We start from the raw sequence: 25,633 nt of genomic DNA, 5'->3' as shown, positions 1-25,633 counted from the left end.
GCAGGCCGCGCTGTTCGTGCAGACCGTGCAGGAACGCCAGGGGCTGCAGGTGGGCTGTCCGGAGGAGATCGCCTATCGCATGGGCTTCATCGACGCGGCCGGGCTGCAGGCGCGCGCCGCGGCGCTGGGCAAGACCGCCTATGGCGCCTATCTGCGCGACCTCGCCGCGGGGAAGCTGGCGTGAAGGTCACCCCCCTCGCCATCCCCGAGGTGCTGCTGATCGAGCCCGTGCGCCACGGCGATGCGCGCGGCTTCTTCAGCGAGGTCTGGTCGCGCCGCACCGCCGAGGCGGTAGGTGTGACGGCCGAATTCGTGCAGGACAACCACGCCTTCTCGGCCCAGGCCGGCGTGCTGCGCGGGCTGCATTTTCAGCGCCCGCCCTCGGCACAGGGCAAGCTGGTGCGCGCCGCGCGCGGCGCCATCCTGGATGTGGCGGTGGATATTCGGCTGGGCTCGCCGACCTATGGCCGCTATGCGGCGGAAGTGCTGAGTGCGGACAACTGGCGCCAGCTCTGGGTGCCGCGCGGCTTCGCCCATGGCTATGTGACGCTCGAGCCGAATACCGAGGTTCTCTACAAGACCGACAACTACTACGACCGGGAGGCCGATGCCGGCATCGCCTGGGACGATCCGGACCTCGACATCGACTGGTCGGTCGATACGCCGATGCTGTCGGAGAAGGACCGCACGGCACCACGCCTCGCCGAGATTCTCGCGCCCTTCCCACAGGGCTCCTGGTGATGCGGCGCATCCTCGTCACCGGCCAGGGCGGGCAGCTCGCCGCTGCACTGGCGACCGCCCTGCCGCCCCGGGGATTCGAGGCCATCACCACTGGCCGGCCGGCGTTCGACTTCGACGCCCCTGCGAGCGTCGGCGCCGCCGTCGCCACCGCCAGGCCGGATGCGGTGGTGAACTGCGCCGCCTGGACCGCCGTCGATGCCGCCGAGGACAATGAGCCTGCCGCCTTCCGCGCGAATGCCCTCGGACCCGGCCTGGTCGCCGCCGCCTGCGCCGCATCCGGCATCCCGCTGATCCAGATCTCGACCGACTACGTCTTCGACGGGGCCAAGGGCGCGCCCTATGTCGAATCGGATTCGCCGAATCCACTGAGCGCCTACGGGCGGACCAAGCTGGCCGGCGAGTGGTCGGCGCTGGCCGGCAACCCCCAAACGCTGGTGCTGCGCACAGCCTGGGTCTACGCCGCCGCTGGCCACAACTTCCTACGCACCATGCTGCGCCTGGGGGCAGAACGACCCGAGCTGCGCGTTGTCGCCGACCAGCACGGCGCCCCCACCGCCGCACCCGACCTTGCCGACGCCATCGCTGCCATATTATCACGTATCCGTTATGATGGATGGCACGACTCCCATCGCGGGGTGTTCCACGCGACCGGCTCCGGCACCACGACCTGGCACGGCTTCGCCGAGGCGATCTTCGGCAGCACCGGCCTGCATCCGGTGCTGACCGCGATCACGACCGCCGATTTCCCGACCCGCGCCTGCCGGCCCGCGGATGGGCGGTTGGACTGCTCGCGGCTGGATCGGACCTTCGGCATTCGGCTGCCGCCCTGGCGGGAGGGTCTTGCACGCGTCCTGCACGCCCGGTTGGCCGCATGACCTGTTTCTCGTCGTCCCTCATGGCACCGGAACACCGTGGCATGGGTGCCTTTCGGCCCCTCATGCGGCGGCTTCGGGCGGCGATCTCCCCGCGCCGCGCGCTGCTCGCCCTCCTTCTCACCGTCCCCGCCGTCCCCGCTCTGGCAGGCGCCTGCCCCAGCCTGCCGCATCCGGCCATTGCGTCAGCGCGCTTCGCCGAAGCGCGCGGGCGGGTCGACGGGGTTCGCATCGTCGCGTTCGGCTCCTCCTCGACCGCCGGGGCCGGTGCCTCGGAACCGGGCCATACCTATCCGGCACTGCTGGAGGCCCGGCTGCGCGCCGCACTGGATGTTCCGGTCACCGTGCTGAACCGCGGCCGGGGCGGGGAGGACGCCGACAACATGCTGGTACGGCTCGACCGCGACGTGATCGCCGAACGTCCGGACCTCGTCATCTGGCAGCTCGGCGCGAACGCGGCCATGCGCCGGATGGATCCGGCCGCCTTCGCGGGCTCCGTCAGGGAGGGGGTGCACCGGCTGCGCGAGGCCGGCATCGATGTCGTGCTGATGGACAACCAGCGCGCCCCGCGCATCGCGGCCAATCCGGACCACGATCGCTTCGATGCGGCGCTGGCCGAGATCGCCGCGACGACGCCGGGCGTCGCTCTGTTCTCGCGCGGGACCCTGATGGATCGCTGGACCGTCGCCGGCGTGCCGCCCGCCGCCCTACTGGTTCCCGATGAGCTTCACCACAATGACCGGGGATACGCCTGTGTCGCCGAAGCGATGGCCGAGGCGCTCCTGGCAAGTCCACCCCCGATCCTCGCCCGGCGGGCGCGGTGAACGGCGCCGCTGCGCTGCTCGGTGGAGAGCACCATCCGCAGGCGGACACGGCATGGTTTATTGCTGCACTGCACCCACCGCATAGCGCAATTGCGGCGGAGCAACGTTGGCGTGCGGTATCGGTCAGTTGTATGACCAACCGCTGCATCATGAATGTTCACGAAACCGAATCGATCGCCGCGCATTGGAAGCTTTCATGCTAGTCGGCGTGACATCCAGCGCATCCCAGGGCCTGCCGCTCCATGCGGTGCGGGCGGATGCGCTGGCCGGCTTCCTGAACAACCTGCCCAGTGCCGCCGCGGCCTTCCTGCGCGGCGCCGGCTTTACCGCACGCGCCGGGGAAGTGGCGCTACTGCCTGGAACGGATGGCCTTGCCGGCGCGGCGGTCGGCCTCGGCAATGGTGACGCCGGGCCGTGGGCCTATGGCGGCCTCGCCCGCGGCCTGCCGAGCGGCAGCGCCTGGCGTCTCGCGCCCGGCGAGGGGGATCCGGCGGAGGCCACGCTAGGCTGGGCGCTCGGCGCCTATCGCCCGATCCGGCACAAGGCGGCAGGTGCGGCGCCCGCCGTGCTCGAACTGCCTTTGGGATCTGAGCAGGCGCTGATGACGGCGGAAGCCATCTGTGCCGCGCGGGATCTGATCAACGCACCCGCGGCCGATCTCGGCCCTGTCGAACTGGCCGAAGCCGCCGTCGCTCTGGCCGCGCGGCACGGCGCGAGCTGCGAGGTGATCGCCGACGAGGCTTTGGCACAGGGCTTCCCCGCCGTCGCCGCGGTTGGCGGCGGCAGCCCGCGCCCTCCGCGTGTGGCCGTGCTGCGCTGGACGGGGGCCGCGGACGGGCCGCTGATCGCGCTATGCGGCAAGGGGGTCTGCTTCGATAGCGGCGGGCTCGACCTGAAACCCCCCGCCGGCATGCTGCGCATGAAGAAGGACATGGCGGGTGCGGCAGTGGTCCTTGCCGCTGCCGAAATGGTGATGCGGAGCGGATTGCCGGTGCGGCTGCTGGTGCTTGTTGGGGCGGTGGAGAACGCCATTTCTGGCCATGCCATGCGGCCGATGGATGTTCTCCGCACTCGCAAGGGCCTCAGGGTCGAGATCGGTAACACCGACGCCGAGGGCCGGCTTGTGCTCTGCGACCTTCTGGCCTTTGCCTCCGAACAGGGTCCCGCCGCCATCATCGATTGCGCGACCCTGACCGGGGCGGCGCGTGTGGCGCTGGGTCCTGACTTGCCAGCCCTGTTCTGCAACGATGACGATCTGGCAACCCGGCTGCTCGCCGCCGGTGACGCCGTGCGCGATCCGATGTGGAGACTACCGCTGCACGATGGTTACGATTCGTGGCTCGACTCACCATTTGCGGACCTGTCCAACACTGCCCAGAAGCCGATGGCCGGGGCGATAACGGCGGCGCTGTTCCTGCGCCGCTTCGTGCCGGCGGGCATCCCCTGGGCGCACCTTGATCTGTACGCCTGGAACGATTCGAACCGGCCAGGCAGGCCGGAGGGCGGGGAAGCGCAATGCGCGCGCGCCCTGCACGCCCTGATCGCCAATCGGGCACAACGCCTTCACCCTGCGGCAGGCCCTTGAGATGCCTGCCGCGTTTCCTGCCGCAAAGGCATCTACGGGCGGCTTCACCGCCCCAAGCACTGTAAGGAAGAAGCCATGACTCTCCCTGGCAACCCCGATCAGCAGATCGGCATCCTGCGCGAAACGATCGTCGCCCTGGTGCGTAGCGACGGGCCCGATCTGTCCGCCCGCCAGCTTGCCGTGCTGCTGACCGTCTACTTGAGCGAAGGCCCGCACACGGTTCGCGGCCTGGCGGCCGACCTGAACGTGTCCAAGCCGGCGATCACCCGGGCGCTCGACCGCCTCGGCGAACTTGACCTGGCGCGCCGCAAGGTCGACCCGGCCGATCGCCGCAGCGTTCTGGTGCAGCGCACCCCGAAGGGGACGACCTTCCTGCAGGACCTGCGCGGCGTGATGACCGAGGCCGTGAAGGGCACGACCGAGGCCAAGCTGCTGCCGGCGGCCGAACAGCCGGCGCTGCGCGCGGTGTGACGAGGAGGGGCTCTGCCCTCCCCAGCAAAGGCCGAAAGGCCTTTGCGATCGTCGAGGCGCCGCCGGCCGAAGAATGCAGCGAGCCGCTTATGCGCGAACTGCGCTGACCGTCGTGACCAGCACCGACAGATTGCGGTCCAGGATGCCCAGCATCCTGGTGGGGTGAGGTCTGGAGAGGGGCGCTGCCCCTCTCCGGATGGCCTCAGTACCCCGCCGAGAAATCCACCAGATTGATGAGTGGCTGACCGGCCCGTGCCCGGTGGATGTTTTCTACCACCTGCGGCGCCGCGCTGGACGGGATGGTGATGCTCGCCGCATGCGGCGTCAGGATCACCTTCGGATGCGTCCAGAAGGGGCTGTCCTCCGGCAGCGGCTCCGGCTCAAAGACGTCGAGCGCGGCACCGGCCAGGTGACCGGAATCGAGCGCCGCCAGCACATCCGCCCCGACCATGTGGCCGCCGCGCGCAGCATTGATCAGGAAGCCGCCCGGCTTCATCGCGCCCAGCAGCCGCGCATCGATCACACCCCGCGTCTCGGGCGTCAGCGGCAACAGGCAGACCAGGATCTCGGCCTTGGCAGCCATGGCCAGCAGGCCGTCTGCGCCATGGAAGGTCTCCACGCCATCAACCGCCTTGGGGCGCCGCGACCACCCCAGCACCGGGAAGCCGAGCGCCCGCAGCGCGCGGGCCGCGTCGCTACCGAGCTCGCCGAGGCCAAGCATGCCGATCCGCCGCCCGGAGGTTTCGGGTGCAGGCAGTTCGAGCCAAACCTTGCGCGCCTGCAGATCACGATACTCGGGGTCCTGCCGATGGAAGCGCAACACGTTCAGCAACACCCATTCGGTCATGCCCTGCGTCAGCCGCGTATCCAGCAGCCGCGCCACCGGCACGCCCGGCGGCGGCCCGGGCGGGCGGAACAGGTGATCGACGCCGGCGCCCATGGACACGATGACGCGCAGGTTCGGGTACCGGCGCAGCTCCATCATGTCGTGCGCGGTCCATACCACCGCGGCCTCGATCTCGGGCGGGTCCCCGACATCGGGAAACAGCCGCACGTCGAGGGACGGATCGACGGCCAGCAGCGCCGCCTTCCAGTCCTGCATGGTGTTCTTCTTGGTGGACAGCAGGACGGCCATCAGCCTTGCCCCTCCAGTTCCTGATCGATTGCGGTGACGAAGGCCCGCCAGGAATCGCGCTGTGTCGCGGCGCGCTCGGTCCCGTCGGGCATCTTCGCGTAGAGACTCAATACGCCCTGGCTCCAGAGCGAATCGAACCGCGCGGGGGATTGCAGGGCATAGGTGGCGCTGCGGTCGAACACGCCGTCCTTGACCTTCGGCATGATCTTCGTGAGCCACCACCAGCAGCCCAACGCCAGCACCACGGTGCCCGCCCAGGCGCCGCCCTGCTCGATGCCGATCCATTCGAGCGGGATGCCGCCCCATTTCAGCGCAACGAGGGACGCCCCGAGCGCGACAGCCGGCGGCCACACATTCTCCCCCGAGCGATAGACCGGGGAGCCGGGCGAATTCATGCGACGGATGCTGATGCCGAGTTTGACGTGCTCCGCATCCAGCAGCTTCTTCAGCGTATCGAGTTCGTTCAATTCCGCAGTCCCGGTGCCGCCTCCGCCCGCAAATCAAAGGCTGCGGCCATGAGTGCCCGGGTGTAGGCTTCCCGCGGCTCGGCGACAACCTGAGCGGCCTCGCCCTCCTCCACCACCTTGCCGTCCTTCAGCACGATGATGCGGTGCGCCATGGCGCGCACGACCCGAAGATCGTGCGAGATGAACAGATACGCCAGCCGGTGCCTCGCCTGCAGATCGCGCAGCAACTCGACCACCTGCGCCTGTACGCTGACATCGAGCGCGCTGGTCGGTTCGTCCAGCACCAGGAAGCGGGGCTTCAGCACCAAGGCGCGCGCGATCGCGATGCGTTGCCGCTGCCCGCCTGAGAACTCATGCGGATAACGTTCGGCCATGCCCGGTTGCAGCCCGACTTCCTGCAGCGCCGTCGCAACGGTCGCGGCGCGCTGCGTAGCGTTCAGCCCTGCCTCATGCACCGCCAGGCCCTCGCCGACGATCTCACCGACGCTCATGCGCGGGGACAGCGCGCCGAACGGATCCTGGAAGACGATCTGCATCCGGCGCCGCAGCGGCCGCAGCGCCCCGCGGTCGAGCGGCTGGATGTCGCGCCCCTCAAAGTGGATCGCGCCTTCGCTATGCTCCAGCCGCAGCATGGCGAGGCCGAGCGTGGTCTTGCCGGAACCGGATTCCCCGACCAGCCCGACCGTCTCGCCCTCCCGTACGCTCAGCGAAACGCCGTCGACGGCCTTTACCTCCGCCACCACGCGGCGCATCAGCCCGCGGCGGATGGGGAAACTGACCTTCACATCGTCGCCGCGCATGACCTCCGCCGCGCCATCCTCGACCGGCGCGGGCTGGCCCCTCGGTTCGGTCGCGATCAGCATGCGAGTGTAGTCGTGCTGGGGTGCGGCGAAGACGGTGTTCACCTCGCCCTGTTCGACGGCGCGGCCATCCTTCATCACCACCACGCGGTCCGCGTGTTTCTTCACGATGTTCAGATCGTGGGTGATCAGCAGCAGCGCCATGCCGAGCTCGCGCTTCAGCCGTTCCAGCAGTTCCAGGATCTGCGCCTGGATCGTCACGTCGAGCGCCGTGGTCGGCTCATCCGCGATCAGCAGCTTCGGATCGTTGGCCAGCGCTGCCGCGATCATCACGCGCTGACGCTGCCCGCCCGACAGCTGGTGCGGATAGGCGCCGAGCCGATCTTCCGCCTTCGGGAACCCAGCGCGGCGCAGTAATTCGATCACCCGCGCGCGCAACGCCGATCCTGCCAGCGGCTGATGCAGCGTGATCGCCTCCGCCACCTGCCGTTCGACCGTGTGCAGCGGGTTCAGCGAGGTCATGGGTTCCTGGAACACCATGCCCGCCACGCCGCCGCGCAGCCGGCGAAGCTCGTCCGGCGCGGCGGTCAGCACATCCGTCCCGTCCAGCACGATCCGCCCTTCCGGATTGGCGCCGGCCGCCGGCAGCAGCCGGAGGCAGGACAGCGCCGTGACCGACTTGCCCGACCCGGATTCGCCCACCAGCGCGACCGTCTCGCCCTTCTCCACCGAGAAGGAGACGCCCTGCACCACCGGACTGCCGCGGAACGCCACCGTCAGGTTGTGCACCTCCAGCAACGCACCCTGCGGCTGGCGTGGGCGATTCAGCTCTCCGTGCTCTTTGTGGAGTGCATTGGTGCTCTGACCATCGGACGCGCTCATCGCGATCCTCCCGGCAACTTGCGCGGATCGAAGGCGTCGCGCACGCCCTCACCCACGAATATCAAAAGCGTCAGCATCCCACCGAGCACGACGAAGCCCGTCATCGCCAGCCACGGCGCGTTCAGGTTGTTCTTGCCCTGGTTCACCAGCTCCCCCAGCGACGGCGAACCCGGCGGCAGCCCGAAGCCGAGAAAGTCGAGGCTCGCCAGCACCGTCACCGACCCCGACAGGACGAAGGGCAGGAAGGTCAGCGTCGCCACCATCGCGTTCGGCAGGATGTGGCGGAACATCACCACGGCGTCGCCCACGCCCAGCGCCTTCGCCGCACGGACATAGTCGAAATTGCGGCCGCGCAGGAACTCCGCGCGCACCACGCCCGTCAGCCCCATCCAGGAAAACAGAAGCAGGAAGATCAGCAGCACCCAGAATGTCGGCTCGATCATGCTCGCCAGGATGATCAGCAGATAAAGCTGCGGCATGCCCGACCAGATCTCGATGAAGCGCTGGAACAGCAGATCGGTCAGCCCGCCATAGAACCCCTGCACCGCTCCTGCCGCGATGCCGAAGAACGACGACACGATCGTCAGCGTGAAGCCGAACAGCACCGAGATGCGGAACCCATAGATCACCCGCGCCAGCACATCCCGCGCCTGGTCATCGGTGCCAAGCCAGTTCTTCCAGCTTGGCGGCGACGGCGCCGGCTGCCCGAGATCCCGCACCACCGTGCGATAGGAATACGGCACCAACGGCCAGACCATCCAACCGCCCTTGGCCTCGAATTCCTCCTGGAATCCTCGGTCATGCCAGTCCGCGGTCGTGGGCAGGCCGTCCTCGATCACGTCGCTCTCGGCATAGTCCATCAGCACCGGCACAAACCAACGCCCCTCCACCTTCGCCACCAGCGGACGATCATTGGCGATGAATTCGGCGAAGAGGGTGAAGAAGAACAGGAAGCCGAAGACGATGAGGGAGATGTAGCCGCGACGGTTCGCCCGGAAGTTGGCGAGGCGACGGGTGTTCAGGGGGCTCATCGGGCGCTGCTCCCCCGGAGAGGGGCTTTGCCCCTCCCCGTACCCCACCCCACCAAAGGCCGAAGGGCCTTTGGAAACCTCAACCTGGTGCTGGGCAGTGCAGGTGTTTCGCCATTGCGGAGAGCGCGCCGTGCATGGAGCCCGGAATTCCTCTTGGTGCTGAGCACGGAACGCCCGCGCCCGTTCGTGCTGCCTGAAGCGCCAATCGCCAAGTCAAGGTTTCCAAAGGCCTTTCGGCCTTTGGCGGGGTGAGGTTTGGAGAGGGGCAGCGCCCCTCTCCAATCAGCCGCGACACCCATCACCGCCGCGCCTCGAAATCGATCCGTGGGTCCACCAGCGTGTAGGTGAAGTCCCCCACGATCTGCATCACGAGCCCGAGCAGCGTGAAAATGTAAAGCGTCGCGAACATCACGGGATAGTCGCGACGAATCGCGCTTTCGAAGCCGAGCAGGCCGAGCCCATCGAGCGAAAAGACGATCTCCGTCAGCAGGGCGCCCGTGAACAGGATGCCGATGAACGCCGCGGGGAAGCCGGCGATGATCAGCAGCATCGCGTTGCGGAAGATGTGGCCGTACAAAATGCGGCCCTCGGTGTTGCCCTTGGCGCGGGCGGTCACGGTGTACTGCTTGCCGATCTCGTCCATGAAGGCGTTCTTCGTCAGCATGGTCAGGCCCGCGAAGCCGCCGATCACCAGCGTCAGCGTCGGCAGCGCCATATGCCAGGCGTAGTCCAGCGCACGCTGCGCAAAGGGCAGCGTATCGGCGCCGGGGCTCGACAGTCCGCGCAACGGGAACCATTGGAAGAACGATCCACCGGCGAAGAAGACGACGAGCAGGATGGCGAAGAGGAAGCCCGGGATCGCGTAGCCCACCAGAACCACGCCCGATGTGGCGATGTCGAAGCGTGACCCGTCCTTCACCGCCTTCCGGATGCCGAGCGGGATCGACACGATGTAGATGATCAGCGTGGACCACAGCCCAAGGCTGACCGACACCGGCATTTTCTCGAGGATCAGGTCCACCACCGGGCGATCGCGGAACAGGGACCGGCCGAAGTCGAAGGTCAGGTAGCCCTTCATCATTTCGAAGAAGCGCGTGCTCGCCGGCTTGTCGAAGCCGAAGCTGCGCTCGATCTCGGCGACGATGGACGGGTCCAGGCCCCGAGCGCCGCGATAGGTCCCGACAGGACCACCGCCGCCGCCGCCACCCGCACGTTCAGCGCTGTTTGCGCCACGGATCTCGCCGCCGCCCTCGCCGGTGACACGGCCGAGCGTCGACTGCCCTTCGCCGCGCAGCTCGGCCAGCATCTGCTCGACCGGCCCGCCCGGGGCGAACTGCACGACGGCGAAGTTGATGATGATGATGCCGAGCAGCGTCGGGATCACCAGCAGCAGCCGCCGGATCAGATAGGCACCCATCCTAGCCGCGCGTCACAGGCTGCGGCGGGCTTCGGCGAGCGCGCGGTCGCGCGCCGGATCGATCCACCAGGCCGAGGGGAAGGCAAGGCCGTAGCGCGGGTTGCGCGCGGGGTGGCCGAACTTGTCCCAATAGGCGACGCGGAAGGCCGGCAGGTGCCACTGGGGAATGACGAAGTTGTGGTGCAGCAGGACGCGGTCCATGGCACGGGTCCGCGCGACGAGCTCATCATAGTCCGGGGCGGCGATCACCAGTTCGACGAGCTCGTCGATCGCCGGGTCGGCGATGCCGGCGACGTTCCGGCTGCCGTTCTCGCGCGCCTTGGCGGCGCCGAAGAAGTCGCGCTGCTCATTGCCCGGGGAGAAGCTCTGGCCGATGGAATCGACCGTCATGTCGTAGTCGAAAGCGTCGATGCGCACCTGATACTGCGCCGGGTCGACGGTGCGCACGCGCGCACTGATGCCCAGGCGTTCGAGCCATTGCACATAGGGCAGCGCGATGCGCTCGAAGGTCGCCCCCTGCAGCAGGATCTCGAATTCGAAGGGCTGGCCCTGCGCATTCACCAGCCGCCGGTCGCGCACGGTCCAGCCGGCCTGCCGCAGCAGCGCCAGGGCGCGGCGGATGCCGTCGCGGTTGTTCCCCGTCCCATCGGTAACCGGCAGCTTGTATTCCTCGGTGAAGACGGTCTCCGGGATGCGGCCGCGGAAGGTCTCGAGGATCGCGAGTTCCCGCCCTTGCGGCAGGCCCTGCGATGCGAAGTCGGAGTTCGAGAAGTAGGACGTGGTCCGCTTATAGGCCCCGTAGAACAGGTTCACGTTCATCCACTCGAAGTCGAACACTTCGATCAGCGCGCGGCGGACGCGGGCATCCTGGAATAGCGGGCGGCGCAGGTTCATCGCGAAGGACTGCATGCCCGTCGGGATCTCGTGCGGCACTTCCTCCTTCTTCACCAGGCCGCGGCGGACGGCGGGGAAGTCGTAGCCGGTCGCCCAATCCCGGGCGACGTTCTCGGTGCGGAAATCGACGTGGCCGGCCTTGAAGGCTTCGAAGGCCACGGTGGTGTCGCGGAAATACTCATAGCGCAGCGTGTCGATGTTGTTCTGCCCGCGCCGCACACCCAGGTCGCGCGCCCAATAGTCATCGACGCGGCGATAGACGGCGCTGCGGTTCGGCTCGAAGCGTTCCAGCCTGTACGGGCCTGACCCGAGCGGCACGTCGAGCGACGGTCGTGCGAAGTCCCGCCCTTCCCAGTAATGCTTCGGCAGCACTGGCAGGTCACCCAGGATCTGCGCGAGTTCGCGGTTACCCGCGTCCTTGAAGCGGAAGGTCACGCGCTTCGGGCTTTCGGCCACCACCTCCGTCACATCGGCCCAATAGGCGCGAAAGAAGGGCCGGCCCTGGGTGCGCAGGACGTTGAAGGTGAAGACCACGTCCTCGGCCGTCACCGGCCGGCCGTCGTGCCAGCGGGCGATCTCGCGCAGCTCGAAGCTGACACCCTTGCGGTCGGCCGGCAGTTCCACCGTCTCGGCCAGCAGGCCGTATTCGGCGGTCGCCTCGTCCGGGTTGCTCGCCATCAGCGTGTCGTAGATCGACCCGACGCCGATATCCGGCGTGCCGCGCAGGATATAGGGGTTGAAGCTGTCGAAGGACCCCAGACGGGTCAGGACCACTTCCCCGCCCTTCAGCGCATTCGGGTCAGCCCAGGGGAAGTGCGCGAAATCGGCAGGCAGCGACGGCGGCGCCAGCAGCGACATGGCGTGGGTTCGCACCACTTCCCCCGGCCTGTCGCCCCCCGCTGGGACGGCGGCGCGGACCCCGCGCGGCAGGGCGGCGGGAAGGGCGGCGACGGCGCCAAGCGCCAGGAGGCTGCGACGATTCATGCGTGCAGGATGGGGGTTCCACCCCCGCGCGGCAACGTCCGAGCACTTACCGATCGGTGAGGAGGCCCACCGCTTCCTCGAGCAGCGCCGGGTCGCCGACGGCCAGGACCCGCCCGTCCGATTCGGCTGTAAGGGCTTCCCCGCGCCAGCCGGTCACGCGGCCGCCCGCCCCCTCCACCACCGGCACGAGCGCCGCCCAGTCCCAGATCTTCATCGTGCTGTCGCAAACGATGTCGACCAGGCCAAGCGCCGCCAGCCCGTAGGAATAGCAGTCGCCGCCCCACGTCACCCGCCGCGCGGCCCGGCGCAGGCGCTCGAAGCCCGGCCGGTCGGCCTCGGTGAACATGTCGGGGCTGGTACAGGACAACTCGGCCTCGCCCACCGCGGCACAGGGCCGGCAGCCGGCGGTGCCCATCGGCCCACGAAAGCGCGTCGGCCGCCCCTTCACGCCCACCCAGCGCTCACCGGTGACGGGCTGATCGATGATGCCCAGCACGGGCACGCCCTGATGGAGCAGTCCGATCAGGCTGCCGAACAGCGGCCGCCCGGTGACGAAGGCGCGGGTGCCGTCGATCGGGTCCACCACCCAGACCCATTCGGCGTCGGGCCGGTCGGCGCCGTGCTCCTCCCCGATCACGCCGTGGTCGGGGAAGCGTTCGCCAATCAGGGCACGAATCGCTTCCTCGGCCTCGCGGTCGGCGCGCGTCACCGGGCTGGCGTCACCCTTGGCCTCGACCAGCAGGGCGGAGCGGAACAACGGCCGGATCACGGCGCCTGCCGCATCCGCAGCTTCCTCGGCGGCCGTGATGAGGGGGTAGCGGATCATGCAGGCCTCCTACCCGGCCCGATGTCCTGCATCGGGCCGCGAACGTAAAGCACGACCGCCGCGCCAACGGTCCAGCGCACAGCCCGAAGGCGAAGCGTTCGATAATCGCAGCGCCGAAGGGCGCGAAGTTCCGAATCGGCGCCGACCCAAGCCGCGGATGTGGCCGGCGACGTCACGAGGAACGCCCGCCATTACCGGAAACAGCGGAGCGAGGGGTTGCCTCGATCCGGGAGCGCACAGCGCGGCCGCGCCCGGACCAGCCGCAGTCGCCAATGGGTGGTCCGGTGCGCGGCGCGAAAGCCAAGCCCGCGGATGCGGGCGCCGGCGCCTGAGGCCAACGAAGACTCAAGCGGACCATGGTCCGCGTGAATCAGGGTGCCGGCGCGTTCGGCGAGATCGACCGCAGATAAGCGATCAGGTTGGCCCGCTGCTGCGTGCTGCCCATGCCGGCATAGGCCATGCGGTTCCCCGGCAGATAGGCGCGCGGGTTGTGGATCCAGGCGTTCAGCTCTTCGTAGGTCCAGGGCTTGTCGGCCAGGCTCCGCATGGCGGGAGAATAGTTGAAGCCTTCGACATGCGCATGGTGCGCGCCGACGATGCCATACAGGTTCGGGCCGACGCCGGTGCGGCCGCCCTCATTGAAGCTGTGGCAGGAGGCGCACATGCGCTGCGCGAGTTGCTGCCCCGCCGCAACGTCGGCCGAGGCCAGCAGCGGGACGATCGGATCGAGCGCCGGCGCGGCGGCGGGGGCGGTCGGCGCGGTGGCCTCGCCCGGCACCGTCATCGCGGCGTGATGCGGCATCGTCGGATGCACCAGAAGCCGGCCGACCACGCCGGCGACCCCGAAGGTGATACCGGCGACCAGCACCGCCGCGACGATCTTGTTGCCTTCCAGGTTGGTCGCCATGCCGATCGGGGCCCTTCGCACTAATCACCGGTGGGGCCAGCGCCGCGGCGCGTTTGCGCCCCTCGCCGGCCTTGCCTAAAACGCGCCGGACCATAGTGCCCGAGTTTCCGCCAGACAAGCAGCCGGAGCCGCCTTCTTGCGCCCCATCGTCGTGATCCCGGCCCGCATGGCGGCCACCCGCCTTCCCGGCAAGCCTCTGGCCGACATTCTTGGCCGCCCGATGATCGCCCATGTACTCGATCGCGCGCGGGAGGCCGGCATCGGCCCGGTGGCCGTCGCGGCCGGTGAGCCCGAGATCGCCGACGCCGCCCGTGCCGCCGGCGCCGAGGCGGTGCTGGTCGCCGACGACGTTCCCTCCGGCACCGACCGCGTCCAGCGCGCCATGGCCGCGCTTGACCCGGATGGCCGTTACGATGTCGTCGTCAACCTGCAGGGCGATTTCCCGACCATCGCGCCCGAGACGCTGCGCGCCGTGCTCGACCCGCTGGCCGACCCCACGGTCGATATCGGCACCCTGGTCTGCCCGATCGCGGATGAGGAGGAGGCCAACACCTCCTCCTTCGTGAAATGCGCCTGCGCCTTCGAGGGCGAGGCCCGCGTGGCGCCGGCACTCTATTTCTCCCGCCTGCCGATCCCGTGGGGGGACGGCCCGCGCTGGCACCACATCGGCGTCTATGCCTATCGCCGCGCCGCGCTGGACCGCTTCGTGGCGCTGCCCGCGAGCCCGCTGGAACTGCGCGAGAAGCTGGAACAGCTTCGCGCCCTGGAAGCCGGCATGCGCATCGCCGCCGCGCGGGTGGACCATGGCCCCTTTGGCGTCGATACCCCTCACGACCTAGAACGCGCCCGGGCGCTGCTGACCCGTTGAACGGACGGACCCTATGACCAGCCAGATCATCGCCTTCCAGGGCCTGTCCGGCGCCTATTCGGACCTCGCCTGCCGCGCCGCCTATCCCGGGTGGACCACCCTGCCCTCGCCCTCCTTCGAGGCCGCCATGGTCGCGCTGCGCGAAGGCCGTGCCGATCTCGCCATGCTGCCCTGCGAGAACTCGCTGGCCGGCCGGGTCCCCGACATCCATCGCCTGCTGCCGGATTCCGGCCTGTTCGTCGTCGGCGAGCATTTCCAGCGCGTCGAGCACTGCCTGCTGGCACCGAAGGGCGCGACGCTCGCTACGCTGAAGCGGGCCCACAGCCACCCGGTCGCGCTGGGCCAGGTGCTGCGGCTGCTCAAGGAGATGAAGCTCGAGGCCGTGATCGAAGCCGATACCGCCGGCGCCGCGCATCTCGTTGCCGAGCGCGGCGGGATCGAGGACGCCGCCATCGCCTCGGAACTCGCCGCGGAAACCTACGGACTTGAAGTCCTCAAGCGGAACGTCGAGGATGAGGAGCACAACACGACGCGCTTCTACGTCATGTCGCGCGAACGGTCGTACCCGCCCATCACCGCGCCGGACACGGTCACCACCTTCGTGTTCCGCGTCCGCTCCGTGCCGGCCGCCCTGTACAAGGCGCTCGGCGGCTTCGCGACCAACGGCGTGAACATGACGAAGCTGGAATCCTACATGGTCGGCGGGCGCTTTTCGGCCACGCAGTTCCTCTGCGACGTGGACGGCCACCCCGACAGCCCGGCGCTTCAGCGCGCATTCGAGGAACTGGCCTTCTTCACGAAGGAGTTCCGCATCCTCGGCGCCTATCCCGCCCATCCCTACCGGCTGGAACAGGCGGCGTCGGGCGACTGATCAGTCGTAACCCTCGTCGGGGATGTTGAGCAGCACGCCGCAGGCCTTGCAGTGGACCGCGTCAGCGTCGTGCCGCTGCAGGCCGCAGGAGGTGCAGGTGAAGCGCACCTTGGCCGGCCGGAACAGTGCCTGCGCCAGGCGCAGGAACAGTGTGACGCCGGCGAGCATGATCACGACGGAGATCAGCCGCCCGCTCGTGCCCGGCAGCGTGATGTCGCCGAAGCCCGTGGTCGTCAGCGCGGTGACGGTGAAGTACAGCGCGTCGGCATAGTTGGCGATATGCGGGTTGGTGTAGTGCTGCGTCTCGTACACCACCGCGGTCATGATGAAGACGAAGACGCCGAGATGCGTCGCCGCCACCACCGCATCCTCGTTGCGGCGGAAGAAGGCGAAATCTTCGCGCAGCATGCCGAGCATCCGGTAGGAATGCAGGAGCCGCAGCGTGCGCATGATCCGCAGGAAGCCGAAACCCTCCCCGGTCAGCGGCACCAGAAAGGAGGCGATGGCGATCACGTCGGCGATGGAGGCGAGGCGCAGCGCCTCCCGCCAGGGCCTCCGGCTGCCGGCGAGTCGCGCGGCGAATTCCACCGCCAGCACGAGACCGATCAGCACATCGATCACCACGATCGCCGGACTGCGCGGGATGAAGGAGGTCGCGATGACGAAGACGATGGTGAACAGGTCGAGCGTCAGCACCGCGTAGCGGAAGCGACGACACTCCGGCGCCAGCCCGTTGTAGAGATGGTGCAGCCACGCCCAGCCGGTGGGCGCCGTCGCGCTCATCTCAGTCCTTCAATCCCGACAGTTCGGCCACCAGACCGTATAGCGAGGCTGCGTCCAGGCCGCCGCGGCCGGAATTGACGACCGCCTCCATCATCTGCGCCCCCAGCGCCGTCGCGGGCGCGAAAACGCCGTTGTCACGCATCGCGCCGACGGCAAGACGGATGTCCTTGCGCATCAGCTCGGCGCGGAAGCCAGGCTTGAAGGTACCCTCGATCATCCGCTTCGCGTGATTTTCCATCACGAAGGACCGGGCCGACCCGCCCAGCAGCGCCTGGCGCATCAGCATCGGGTCGAGCCCGGCCTTGCGGCCCATGGCCAGCGCCTCCGCCGCCGCCTGCATGGCGGCGACGATGATGAGCTGGTTGGCGGATTTGCAGACCTGCCCCGACCCGGCCGGCCCCAGGAGCGTGATGGTCTTGCCGACCGCATCGAATACCTGGCGCGCGGCGGAGAAGCCGGCATCCGCCCCGCCCACCATGCAGGTGAGCGTCCCGTCGATCGCCCCTTGCGGCCCGCCCGAGACAGGGCTGTCCAGCAGCACTAGGCCGCGTTCGGCCATCCGCGCGGCGAAACCGGCCGATGCCGAGGCGGCGATGGTCGAGAAGTCGATCACGACCGTTCCGGGCGCGGCGCCGTGGATGACGCCGTCCTCACCGAACAGCACCGCCTCGACATCCGGCGTGTCCGGCACGCAAAGGCAGACGCAAGCCGCGCCGTCGGCGGCGTCCTGAGCAGTCGGCGCCCAGTCGGCGCCGGCCGCGATCAGCGGCTCGGCCTTCGCCCGGCTGCGGCTGCTGACGGTCAGCGCGAAGCCAGCCTTCATGATGTTGGCGGCCATGGCGGCGCCCATCACGCCCATGCCGATGAAGGCGACGCGGGCAGGCGGGATGACAGGTGTCATGGTTTGCGCGGTATCCGGCTGTTTCTCGGTCGCGAAACCATGCCGTGACCGGGGCGTTCCGCCAAGGCCGGGCCTTCGCCCGCATCAGAGAGAGGCAATAACCATGCGACATATCGGCACCCGGCTCGGCGCCCTCCTGGGCCTTGGCCTGCTGGCGGCTGCGCCGGCCGTCGCGCAGGCCCAGACGGCCCCGGACCTGACCGGCCATGTGCGCGTCGGTACGCTGCGCTGCGACGTCGCCGCCGGCACGAGCTTCATCTTCGGCTCGACCCGGGACGTGCACTGCGTCTTCACCCCGACGAACGGCGCGACCGAGCGCTACACCGGGGAGATCAGCCGCTACGGCGTCGATATCGGCTTCACCGGCGCCGCCGTCATGCTGTGGGGCGTCATGGCCAGCACCGGTGACGTCCGGCCCGGCGCGCTGGGGGGTACCTTCGCCGGCGTGTCGGCCGCGGCAACCGCAGGCGTCGGTGGCGCCGCGAACATCCTGGTGGGTGGCAGCAACCGGGGGATCGCCCTGCAGCCCCTCAGCGTCGAGGGCAATACCGGGCTGAACATCGCGCTCGGCGTGGGCGAGCTCAAGCTGACCGCGGCACGCTGACCGGCGACCCGGCGAGGCGCCCGGCGCCTCGCCGGCTGAGGACCACGTGCCGGAAATTTCCCATACCATGCCGGCGGTGGCAGGATAGGGCGACAGCACCGCCGAAAGGTGGCAGCATCGAGGCTGACCACGCTCGACCGCGGCGGGCAGCCCGACGCCACCCCACCCATCGGCCGCGCGACCCTGCAATCGCCCCGCCGGTGACCATGCCGTGATCTCCATCACTCCCGCTCGCAGCCGCAGCATCGCAGTCTTCCGCCCACGGCGCCCAATCGGCGCCCGGCAGGAGGCCGACCATGCGCGCGATCCAGGATCCCGTCGTCCCGCACCTCGTCTGGCTGCGTCCGACAATGGCTGATCCGACGCGTCCGGCGGCCCTCGCCGACCTGCCTTTCTTCCGCGGCGCCGACACCACCTCCCTCGCCAAGGTGTCCGCCGCCGCGCGCTGGCGCACCGTCGAGCCGGGGCAGGTCGTGGTGGATGACGACGAGCCTTCCACCGACATCTTCTTCGTCGCTGCCGGGTCGGTCCGCGTGCAACTCCGCGCCGCCTCCGGGCGCGAGGTCCTGCTGAACGAGTTCGGCAGCGGCGAGTTCTTCGGCGAGCTCTCCGCCATCGACGGCGCGCCGCGCGCGGCGAATGTCACGGCGATCGCCCGCTCGCGGCTGTGCATCATCCCGGCGCAGACCTTCCTCGACTTCATCTTCACCAACCCCGCGGCGTGCCACGGCCTGCTGCGGACGCTGACGGCGAAGCTACGCCTCCAGACGGAGCGCACGCTGGAACGCGAAGCCCTTCCTGTGCGGCTGCGCCTGTTCTCCGAGCTGCTACGCTTGTCGCGGCCGCGCGCCGGCGCGCCGACCGAGCGCGTGGTTTCGCCGCCGCCGCCGCATCACGAGCTCGCGGCACGCATCGGCGCGCGGCGGGAGGTCGTGTCGCGCGAATTGTCGGATATGACGCGGGAGGGCTGGCTGGCACGCGACCGCCGCGCCATCCGCATCCTGCGCGTCGCCGAGATGCAGCAGGTCGTTTCCACGGAGTTGCGCGCCCCGGCCGCCTGATCTGGACGCGGCGCCGGCACTGCCGCACCCTTCCCCCGGAACCGGAGAGGGGCGCCAAATGACGAAGCCGCTGCTGCTGCTGTGGACGGACGGTGCGGGACCCTATGCTGCCGCGATCGAGGCGGCGGGGCTGGCCGATCGGCTGCGCGTGGAAGCCGTGGGGCGCACCGCCACGCCGGACGACACGCTGCTGGCCGAGGCCGAGGCGATGCTGGCCATGGCCCCTCCGGCCGGCATCCTGGACCGCATGCCGAAGCTGCGCTTCGTCCAGGCGCTGACCGCGGGCGTTGAGCACTGGCTGGCGCGGCCGGACCTGAAGCCCGACCTGGCCCTGTCCTCCGCGCGCGGCACGCATCGGGTGCAGATGCCGGAGAACATCCTCGGCGCGCTGTTTCACATCACCAAGCCCTACGCCGCCATCGTCGGCGACAACGCAGCGCATCAGTGGACGCGCCGCGTTTCCACGACGCTGGCGGGCAAGACGCTCGGCATCCTGGGGCTCGGCGCCATCGGGGCCGAACTGGCCCGCAAGGCAGCGGCGCTGGAGATGCACGTCATTGGTACCCGCCGCGGCACGGGGGACATGCCCCATGTCGATCGCGTCTATCGCCCGGAGGAGACGGACGACGTCCTTGCGGCGAGCGACTTCGTCGTGCTGCTGCTGCCCGCCACGCCGGCGACGGAGAACTTCATCGACGCCGGCCGGCTGGCGGCGATGAAGAAGACCGCCTGGCTGCTCAACTTCGGCCGGGGCGCGCTTATCAAGGATGATGACCTGGTCGCTGCGGTGCGCGCCGGCACGATCGCCGGCGCGGTGCTCGACGTGTTCCGCACCGAGCCCCTGCCGGCGGACCACCCGTTCTGGGCGGAGGAGAACATCATGGTGCTGCCGCATATCGGCGGCCTGCACCCCGAGCGAGACAAGATGGTCGCGGCGCTGCTGGTGGAGAATCTCCACCGCTTCGTGGAAGGCGCGCCGCTGACGCAGCTGGTGGACCGGCAGGCCGGGTACTGATGCCGTTTGGCCCCTTCGACCTGACCGGGAAGGTCGCCCTCATCACCGGCGGCAATTCCGGCATCGGGCTCGGCATGGCGCGGGCGCTCGCCGAGGCCGGCGCCGATGTCGCGATCTGGGGCACCAACGCGGCGAAGAATGCCGAGGCCATCGCGGCGCTGGCCGCGACCGGCGCACGCACCCATGCCGAGACCTGCGACGTGGGCAGCGAGGCGGCGGTCGAGGCCGCCTTCGCGTCCACCCTCGCCGCGCTCGGCCGCGTCGATGCCTGTTTCGCCAATGCCGGCACCTATGGCCGAAAGACGAAGTTCACCGAACTCGACACCGAGGAATGGCACCGTGTCACGCGGGTGAACCTGGATGGCGCGTTCCACACGCTGCGCGCCGCGGCGCGGCATATGGTCGAGCGCGGCGGCGGCGGCGCGCTGGTCGGGACCGCGTCGCTCGCTGCGATCGAGGGCGCGGCGCAAAACGCGCATTACGCGGAGACCAAGGGCGCGATGGTCGCGGTGATCCGCGCGCTGGCGGTGGAACTCGCCCGCCACGGCATCCGGGCGAACGCCGTGCTGCCCGGCTGGATCGAGACGCCGATGACGGCGCCGAGCGTCGCCGACGACCGCTTCGCCGCCGCCGTGCTGCCCCGGATCCCGGCACGACGCTGGGGCACGGGCGCGGATTTCGGCGGCATCGCGGTGTATCTGGCGAGCGAAGCCGCCGCCTATCACAGCGGCGACTGCCTGGTGATCGACGGCGGCTACTCGCTGTTCTGACCGGGCCGCGTCAGCGCATCGGCGGCGCGTACATCAGGCCGCCCTGGTTCCAGAGGCGGTTCAGGCCGCGCTCCAGCCCGATCGGGGAGTTCGGGCCGAGGTGCCGCTCGAAGATCTCGCCGTAGTTCCCCACCGCCTTGATGGCGTTGTAGGCCCAGCGGCGGTCGAGACCCATCGCCGGCCCGGTATCCCCTGCCTCGCCCAGCAGGCGGCGCACCTCGGGGTTCGGGCTTTGCAGCATCTCATCCACATTGGCCTGGGTGACGCCGAGCTCCTCGGCGAGGATCAGCGCGTAGATCGTCCAGCGCATGATGTCGAACCACTGCGGGTCGCCCTTGCGGACCGCCGGCGTCAGCGGCTCCTTGCTGATGATGTCGGGCAGGATGATGTGCTCGCCGGCCGGCAGGGAGGTGCGGAAGGCTGCGAGCTGGCTGGCATCCAGCGTGTAGGCGTCGCAGCGCCCGGCGGTATAGGCCTTGCGCGTGTCCTCGTTGCTCTCGAAGACCAGCGGCTGGACGCGAATGTTGTTGGTGCGTGCCCAGTCGGCGAGGTTCAGCTCATTGGTCGAGCCCGCCGTGGCGCAGACCGTCGCGCCGTCGAGCTGTGCGGCGCGCGTCACGCCCGTCACGCGACGCACGATGAAGCCCTGGCCGTCGTAGAACACCGTCGGGCCGAACTGCAGGCCGGCATTCACCTCGCGCGAATGGGTCCAGGTGAAGGTGCGGGCGACCATGTCGACCTGCCCCGATTGCAGCGCCGGAATGCGCGCCTGGCTGGTCAGCACGTGCCAGCGCACGCGCGAAGCATCACCGAGCACGGCAGCCGCGACGGCACGGCAGATGTCGGGATCAAGGCCCCGCTGCTCCCCGCGGCTGTCGGGCACGCCGAAACCCGGGGAACCCTGGTTGGCGCTGCAGTCGAGCGCGCCCTTGTTGCGTACGGAGGCCAGCGTCGGACCCGGCTGCACGCCCTGGGCCATGGCGGTTCCGGCGGTCAGCGCGCCGCAGATGCCAAGAACCGCGGCAAAGCCGGTCTTGCGGAAGAATGTCATGCTTTTTGTCGTCCCATCAGTCGAAGCCTGGCGGGCAGTCGGCCCGCCCCCGGCATCGTCACCCGATGGCCGGAGGAGGACAAGGCGCCGAAGTGGTTCGTCGAAGGGGGATGAACGCTTGGGACGCAGAACGTCGCTGTAGTCGGGATTGGCGAGGGGCCGGGCCCCCCTCCGTTTGCAAGATGCGCCCTAGACCGACCCACCGGTCCGGAACCCACCGCCGGAATCGCTGGTGCCGCCCGTCGTGAAGCCGCCGGAGGAGGAGCTACTTCCCCCCGTATCCCAGCCGCCCCCCTTGATGCCGCCGGAACCGATCTGCGGATTCCCCTCATCCCACCAGCCACCGCCCGAAGGCGACTGCTTTGTCGCCCAGGGCCCGGGCGCGGGTCGACCCCAAGGCCCTGGCAATGGGTTGCCCCAGGGCCCGGGCTGGCTGGTGCCGCCCATCTGGTCCGGCAGGCGCTGGCGCTCCAAGCGGTCCCAGAAACCATCGCGCGACAGCGCGCCGCGCAACAGCTCGGTGACCAGGGCGCCGACCAAGGCGCCGCTGGCGAAACCCCAATCGCTGCGCTCGACGCCCCGGCTGCGCATCTCCTGACGCAGCGACTGCAATTCCACCAGGCGGTGCCGTGCGGCCTGCGAGTGTGCCTGGGCATCCGCCAGCGTGTTCTCGAGCCGGACGCGCTCGGCGCCGGTGATCTCAAGCCGGGCGACGATCGCGTCGTCGTCGCGCGTGGGCGTGCGGGCGGCTTCCTCCCGCAGGGTGCGCAGCGACCGTTGGCCGATGGCCGCCTCCAGCGCGCGGATCGCCTCCTGCGACGCGGGATCCTCCCCCGAGGCGAGCGCGCTGCGCTTCGCCTCGGCCGCCGTCAGCGCGGCGCGCGCCGCCTCGACAGTGTCCTCCGCCGCATCCAGCGCGGCGGGATCGATGCGCGAGCCACCGACGGGAAGGCCGGCCAGCGCGCGGCGGCGTTCCACCAGGACGCGCACCGCGGCATCGGCATCCGCCCGCATGCGGGCCGCATGGCCCGTCATGCTGCCGGGCAATTCCGCCAGCAGCGCGTAGGACCGCCTCGCCGGTTCGAACTCGATCAGCCTCGCGACCCAGCCATCGATCATGCGGACCAGCGGAAAGGCGCGATACCGGCCGGTGCCCCAGCCGCGATCCCACAGATACGCGAAGAGAGGATCCGCGCGGTACGGCTTGCCTTTCTCCTCGAAGTCGCGCGCCGCGAAGCCGGCCTTCTGCTCGGCATGCTGGGCGATGCGTTCCGCCTCCTCCGCGGCCGTGGACAGGCGCTGGAAATCGGCGTCCTGTGCGGCCTTGGCTTCAGCCTCCTTCAGGGCGGATGCCTCGGCCTCCTGCGCGGCACGGTTGGTTTCCACTTCGGCGTCGCGCCGTGCCTCCGCCGCAGCCAGCGCATCGCGCGCATCGAGCACCGCACGCTGCGCGGCATCCAGTTCCCGCGCGCGCCGCGCCAGCGTCTCGCGTAGCTGGTCGCCGGCGGCGTCGAGCGCATCGACGGCGGCCCGGCCATCGGCCAGTTCCTTCAGCCGCAGCCGTGCCAATTCGCGCAGCGCCTCCGCCTCATCACTGCGGAGCCCTTCGCGCTGCGCGGCGAGGCGGTCCGCCTCGGTCTGCGCTGCCGAGGCCTCGCGCTGCAACTCCGCGAGCCGCACATCCACCTCATGCAGGACGGAACCGCCATTCACCATGACAGGATCGTTCCCCCGGTGGTTTCCACCGTCCATCGCGTATCAAGGCTTCCGGCCGCCTTCTGGCCGATCACCGGCTGGCTGAGGATGCCGTCGGCGAGCTTGTCCCGCCGCACGCGCTCGAACTCCGCCTCCGTGACATGCAGTCCCCAGCGGGAAACGCGGCGCGTCTCGCCATTCTCCTCGCTGGTGACAGGCACCTCCACCGGGCGGCCGTCGCGGTCCAGCGCCTCGACGATCAGGTAATAGTTGCGCGCGCGGGGGTTGGAGGCCGGCACGCGCCAGATGGCGGAGGGTTCGCCCGGCCGGTTCACGATGCGCACGCTGTAGGCGGCGGCCAGCCGCGCGGCGAGGTCGAACAGCGCCGTGCGCCGCGCTCGGGCCTCGGTCAGGTTCCCTGCCCGGGCCGCGGCCTCCCCCTCGGCCAGCAGCCGCGTCGCCTCGGCGCGCGGCCCGGCTTCCTGCGTGCCGGCGAGGACGCGATCGTACTCGGCGCGCAGGGCCCGCGGCAGGTCGGTCTGCAGTTCCTGCGTGATGGCCGCCGTAGCACGCTGGCGCGGGGCGACGACGGTGATGTGATACGCGCCGAGGCCCACCACCAGCACCGCGACGCCGGCCAGGGCAAACTTCCCCCACCGTCCGCGCGTCGCCCAGGCGGTGGCGAGGCTCCGCTGCCAGCCCTCGCCCTTCGGGACATAGGCGAAGCGCTGCTGCTCCAGCGCGACGATGCCCTGGTCGATGACGCGGTCGGAAACCTCGATCCCCTGCGAAGCATATATCTCGCGGAGCCGCTGCCGGAGCCGCTGCTGACGCTCCTCCCCGCCGAGTTCGCGTTCGACAAGGCGATCGGCGTGGCGGATCGTATCCACCACGTCCATCGCCATCATCGTCTCATCAAGTGCGGGCGCAGGCGCGCCCGTGGCGGGTTCAGGCATTCGGTTGCTGCGCGACCACCGCCGCACGCTGCGTCAGCTTCGCCATGCGCTGCTTGGCATCCTCGACCGAACGGCGGATCTCCTCGCTGTTCTGCGTCGCGGCGGTGCGCATCTCATCGATGATCTCGAGAGAGCGCTCCTGATAGTTCACCACGGAATCGACCAGCTTCTTCACCGCATCCGCCTGGATGGTCGGGCCGTAGCCGGCCTTGAGCGCCGCCTCCTGCACCTTTCCGCCGATCTCGGCCAGCACTTCGAGGGACTGGTTCACGCCCGACTTCATGCTTTCCAGGGCGCGGGTGGATTCGTGCAGCCCGTGCATGCCGGTGAAGGAGGCCGTCAGCGCAGTCAGCACCGCCTCATTGGTCGAGAAGAAGGAGACCGACTGCTGGTAGACGCGTTCCTTCGCCGTCGTCGTCTGCACCAGACGGGCCATGATGACCTCGGAGGTGTTGTAGGAAACCGTCAGATTGTCCGCGAGATCCTTGGCGATCTGGTACTTGCCGTCCTCCGACTGGAGGTGGCGCAGCGCCTCGTCGCGGGCGAGTTCCAGCCTGGCGCGCTCGGCCGGTTCGGCAGCCGCGGCGGCCTCGGCGGCCTTCACCGCGGCGTCGGTCTTCGCCTTCGCCTCGTTCAGCCGGCCCTCGCCGGTCTTCAGCACTTCGAGCGCCAGCACCTCGGCCTGCTTCAGCGCACCGCGGAAGTCGCGATACGCCTCCAGGATCGAATGCTCCCGGTCGATGTTCTCCTTGGTGTCCTTGGACACTTCCAGATAGGTGTCGCGGATCTTGTCGAACCGCGATGCGATGTCGCCGCGCGTGGCCTTCTGCCAGACGTTCGACAGCCGCTCCATGGTGGAGATCTTGCCGTCCTCCATCTGCGCGACCATGCCCTTCGCATCGTCGCGGATGGAATTGAAGGCGGTGGTGATGGTCTGGTAGCGCTCACCGACCTCCATCGCCTTGATCTGCTCGCGCACCACCTCGTTGAAGGTCGTGGCCTGGTTCAAAACCCGGGCGATCAGGGTCACGCGGTCGCTGTCGACCTCCATGATCTTGGACAGCAGGCCGGTGATCGGGGATTCCTCGGCGGACGCCTGGGGCATCGGCAGGCCGAGGTCGCGGAGCGCACCCATCGCCTTGTCGAGGTAGCGCATGGGCTGCACGGTGACGGCGGTCTCGCTCATCCGGTCCGGTCTCCTGGGCTGGGGCTGGTCGGGCCG

General features: G+C 69.5%; 25 protein-coding genes and 1 pseudogene. 12 read left to right on the top strand and 14 right to left on the bottom strand.

Going from position 1 to position 25,633, the window contains the following annotated elements; translation table 11 throughout:
• The 6 genes and pseudogenes from GXW78_RS25275 to GXW78_RS25250 form a co-directional block, all read left to right on the top strand.
• Positions 1–184, top strand: a pseudogene (locus GXW78_RS25275) (glucose-1-phosphate thymidylyltransferase); the annotation flags it as partial.
• Positions 181–741 carry a dTDP-4-dehydrorhamnose 3,5-epimerase gene (gene rfbC, locus GXW78_RS25270; RefSeq protein WP_211871693.1) on the top strand — a complete coding sequence of 187 codons (561 nt, stop codon included), beginning with the start codon at positions 181–183 and terminating at the stop codon, positions 739–741. The pseudogene GXW78_RS25275 and the gene rfbC, both read left to right, overlap by 4 nt.
• On the top strand, positions 741–1,616 hold the full coding sequence (gene rfbD, locus GXW78_RS25265) for a dTDP-4-dehydrorhamnose reductase (protein ID WP_211871692.1): 876 nt from the start codon (positions 741–743) through the stop codon (positions 1,614–1,616). The genes rfbC and rfbD overlap by 1 nt, the downstream gene beginning before the upstream one ends.
• A gap of 62 nt (positions 1,617–1,678) precedes the next feature.
• Positions 1,679–2,437 (top strand): SGNH/GDSL hydrolase family protein, encoded by a 759-nt coding sequence (locus tag GXW78_RS25260; protein WP_211871691.1) that lies wholly within the window; start codon positions 1,679–1,681, stop codon positions 2,435–2,437.
• A gap of 208 nt (positions 2,438–2,645) precedes the next feature.
• The gene (locus tag GXW78_RS25255) at positions 2,646–4,022 is read left to right on the top strand and encodes a leucyl aminopeptidase family protein (RefSeq protein ID WP_338147845.1); all 1,377 of its coding nucleotides are present in this window, start codon (positions 2,646–2,648) and stop codon (positions 4,020–4,022) included.
• Between the two features lie 75 nt (positions 4,023–4,097).
• Positions 4,098–4,493 carry a MarR family winged helix-turn-helix transcriptional regulator gene (locus GXW78_RS25250; RefSeq protein WP_211871689.1) on the top strand — a complete coding sequence of 132 codons (396 nt, stop codon included), beginning with the start codon at positions 4,098–4,100 and terminating at the stop codon, positions 4,491–4,493.
• A gap of 202 nt (positions 4,494–4,695) precedes the next feature.
• Here the strand turns inward: GXW78_RS25250 and GXW78_RS25245 are convergent, their stop codons facing one another.
• The 8 genes from GXW78_RS25245 to GXW78_RS25210 all read right to left on the bottom strand — a co-directional run bounded on the left by GXW78_RS25245 (position 4,696) and on the right by GXW78_RS25210 (position 13,836).
• Complete coding sequence (locus GXW78_RS25245; protein WP_211871688.1) at positions 4,696–5,628, bottom strand: 2-hydroxyacid dehydrogenase; 933 nt, start codon at positions 5,626–5,628, stop codon at positions 4,696–4,698.
• Positions 5,628–6,095, bottom strand: a complete 468-nt coding sequence (locus GXW78_RS25240) for a hypothetical protein (RefSeq protein ID WP_211871687.1) — start codon at positions 6,093–6,095, stop codon at positions 5,628–5,630. Before GXW78_RS25240 ends, GXW78_RS25245 begins: the two co-directional genes overlap by 1 nt.
• The gene (locus GXW78_RS25235; RefSeq protein ID WP_211871686.1) at positions 6,092–7,777 is read right to left on the bottom strand and encodes an ABC transporter ATP-binding protein; all 1,686 of its coding nucleotides are present in this window, start codon (positions 7,775–7,777) and stop codon (positions 6,092–6,094) included. Before GXW78_RS25235 ends, GXW78_RS25240 begins: the two co-directional genes overlap by 4 nt.
• Entirely contained in the window at positions 7,774–8,808 is a 1,035-nt protein-coding gene (locus tag GXW78_RS25230) for an ABC transporter permease (protein ID WP_211871685.1), read from the bottom strand. The genes GXW78_RS25235 and GXW78_RS25230 overlap by 4 nt, the downstream gene beginning before the upstream one ends.
• Positions 8,809–9,106: 298 nt before the next feature.
• Positions 9,107–10,225 (bottom strand): microcin C ABC transporter permease YejB, encoded by a 1,119-nt coding sequence (locus tag GXW78_RS25225; RefSeq protein WP_211871684.1) that lies wholly within the window; start codon positions 10,223–10,225, stop codon positions 9,107–9,109.
• A 12-nt stretch (positions 10,226–10,237) separates the two neighbouring features.
• Positions 10,238–12,103 (bottom strand): extracellular solute-binding protein, encoded by a 1,866-nt coding sequence (locus GXW78_RS25220; protein WP_211871683.1) that lies wholly within the window; start codon positions 12,101–12,103, stop codon positions 10,238–10,240.
• 46 nt (positions 12,104–12,149) lie between these two features.
• On the bottom strand, positions 12,150–12,929 hold the full coding sequence (gene hisN, locus GXW78_RS25215) for a histidinol-phosphatase (protein WP_211871682.1): 780 nt from the start codon (positions 12,927–12,929) through the stop codon (positions 12,150–12,152).
• A gap of 370 nt (positions 12,930–13,299) precedes the next feature.
• Complete coding sequence (locus GXW78_RS25210; RefSeq protein WP_211871681.1) at positions 13,300–13,836, bottom strand: c-type cytochrome; 537 nt, start codon at positions 13,834–13,836, stop codon at positions 13,300–13,302.
• A 166-nt stretch (positions 13,837–14,002) separates the two neighbouring features.
• Here GXW78_RS25210 and GXW78_RS25205 point away from each other — a divergent pair, with 166 nt between their 5' ends.
• Both GXW78_RS25205 and GXW78_RS25200 read left to right on the top strand, forming a co-directional pair.
• Entirely contained in the window at positions 14,003–14,704 is a 702-nt protein-coding gene (locus tag GXW78_RS25205) for a 3-deoxy-manno-octulosonate cytidylyltransferase (protein WP_246522625.1), read from the top strand.
• 13 nt (positions 14,705–14,717) lie between these two features.
• A complete protein-coding gene (locus GXW78_RS25200) occupies positions 14,718–15,575 on the top strand; it encodes a prephenate dehydratase (RefSeq protein ID WP_211871679.1) in 858 nt (285 codons plus the stop codon).
• Here GXW78_RS25200 and GXW78_RS25195 read toward each other — a convergent pair whose 3' ends face one another.
• Together GXW78_RS25195 and GXW78_RS25190 are read right to left on the bottom strand one after the other, a co-directional pair.
• Entirely contained in the window at positions 15,576–16,358 is a 783-nt protein-coding gene (locus GXW78_RS25195) for a potassium channel family protein (protein WP_211871678.1), read from the bottom strand. It lies immediately after the preceding gene.
• A 1-nt stretch (position 16,359) separates the two neighbouring features.
• Complete coding sequence (locus GXW78_RS25190; protein ID WP_211871677.1) at positions 16,360–17,259, bottom strand: NAD(P)-dependent oxidoreductase; 900 nt, start codon at positions 17,257–17,259, stop codon at positions 16,360–16,362.
• A 103-nt stretch (positions 17,260–17,362) separates the two neighbouring features.
• Here GXW78_RS25190 and GXW78_RS25185 point away from each other — a divergent pair, with 103 nt between their 5' ends.
• The 4 genes from GXW78_RS25185 (at position 17,363) to GXW78_RS25170 (ending at position 20,709) form a co-directional block, all read left to right on the top strand.
• Positions 17,363–17,863, top strand: a complete 501-nt coding sequence (locus GXW78_RS25185; RefSeq protein WP_211871676.1) for a DUF992 domain-containing protein — start codon at positions 17,363–17,365, stop codon at positions 17,861–17,863.
• A 296-nt stretch (positions 17,864–18,159) separates the two neighbouring features.
• Positions 18,160–18,924: a Crp/Fnr family transcriptional regulator gene (locus GXW78_RS25180; protein WP_211871675.1), complete on the top strand. Its 765-nt coding sequence runs from the start codon at positions 18,160–18,162 to the stop codon at positions 18,922–18,924.
• A gap of 58 nt (positions 18,925–18,982) precedes the next feature.
• Positions 18,983–19,939 carry a D-2-hydroxyacid dehydrogenase gene (locus GXW78_RS25175; protein WP_211871674.1) on the top strand — a complete coding sequence of 319 codons (957 nt, stop codon included), beginning with the start codon at positions 18,983–18,985 and terminating at the stop codon, positions 19,937–19,939.
• Positions 19,939–20,709, top strand: a complete 771-nt coding sequence (locus tag GXW78_RS25170; protein ID WP_211871673.1) for an SDR family NAD(P)-dependent oxidoreductase — start codon at positions 19,939–19,941, stop codon at positions 20,707–20,709. The genes GXW78_RS25175 and GXW78_RS25170 overlap by 1 nt, the downstream gene beginning before the upstream one ends.
• A gap of 10 nt (positions 20,710–20,719) precedes the next feature.
• Here the strand turns inward: GXW78_RS25170 and GXW78_RS25165 are convergent, their stop codons facing one another.
• The 4 genes from GXW78_RS25165 to GXW78_RS25150 form a co-directional block, all read right to left on the bottom strand.
• On the bottom strand, positions 20,720–21,760 hold the full coding sequence (locus GXW78_RS25165; protein WP_211871672.1) for an amino acid ABC transporter substrate-binding protein: 1,041 nt from the start codon (positions 21,758–21,760) through the stop codon (positions 20,720–20,722).
• 189 nt (positions 21,761–21,949) lie between these two features.
• The gene (locus tag GXW78_RS25160; RefSeq protein WP_211871671.1) at positions 21,950–23,476 is read right to left on the bottom strand and encodes a coiled-coil domain-containing protein; all 1,527 of its coding nucleotides are present in this window, start codon (positions 23,474–23,476) and stop codon (positions 21,950–21,952) included.
• Complete coding sequence (locus GXW78_RS25155; protein WP_211871670.1) at positions 23,470–24,411, bottom strand: DUF6384 family protein; 942 nt, start codon at positions 24,409–24,411, stop codon at positions 23,470–23,472. The genes GXW78_RS25160 and GXW78_RS25155 overlap by 7 nt, the downstream gene beginning before the upstream one ends.
• Complete coding sequence (locus tag GXW78_RS25150) at positions 24,404–25,597, bottom strand: hypothetical protein (protein WP_211871669.1); 1,194 nt, start codon at positions 25,595–25,597, stop codon at positions 24,404–24,406. The genes GXW78_RS25155 and GXW78_RS25150 overlap by 8 nt, the downstream gene beginning before the upstream one ends.
• Positions 25,598–25,633: the final 36 nt, after the last annotated feature.

Origin of the sequence: Neoroseomonas terrae, from assembly GCF_018129025.1 — a bacterium.
GTDB lineage: Bacteria > Pseudomonadota > Alphaproteobacteria > Acetobacterales > Acetobacteraceae > Neoroseomonas > Neoroseomonas terrae.
Note: the sequence above shows the minus strand (reverse complement) of the source record. Positions and strands in the feature narration are given on the sequence as shown.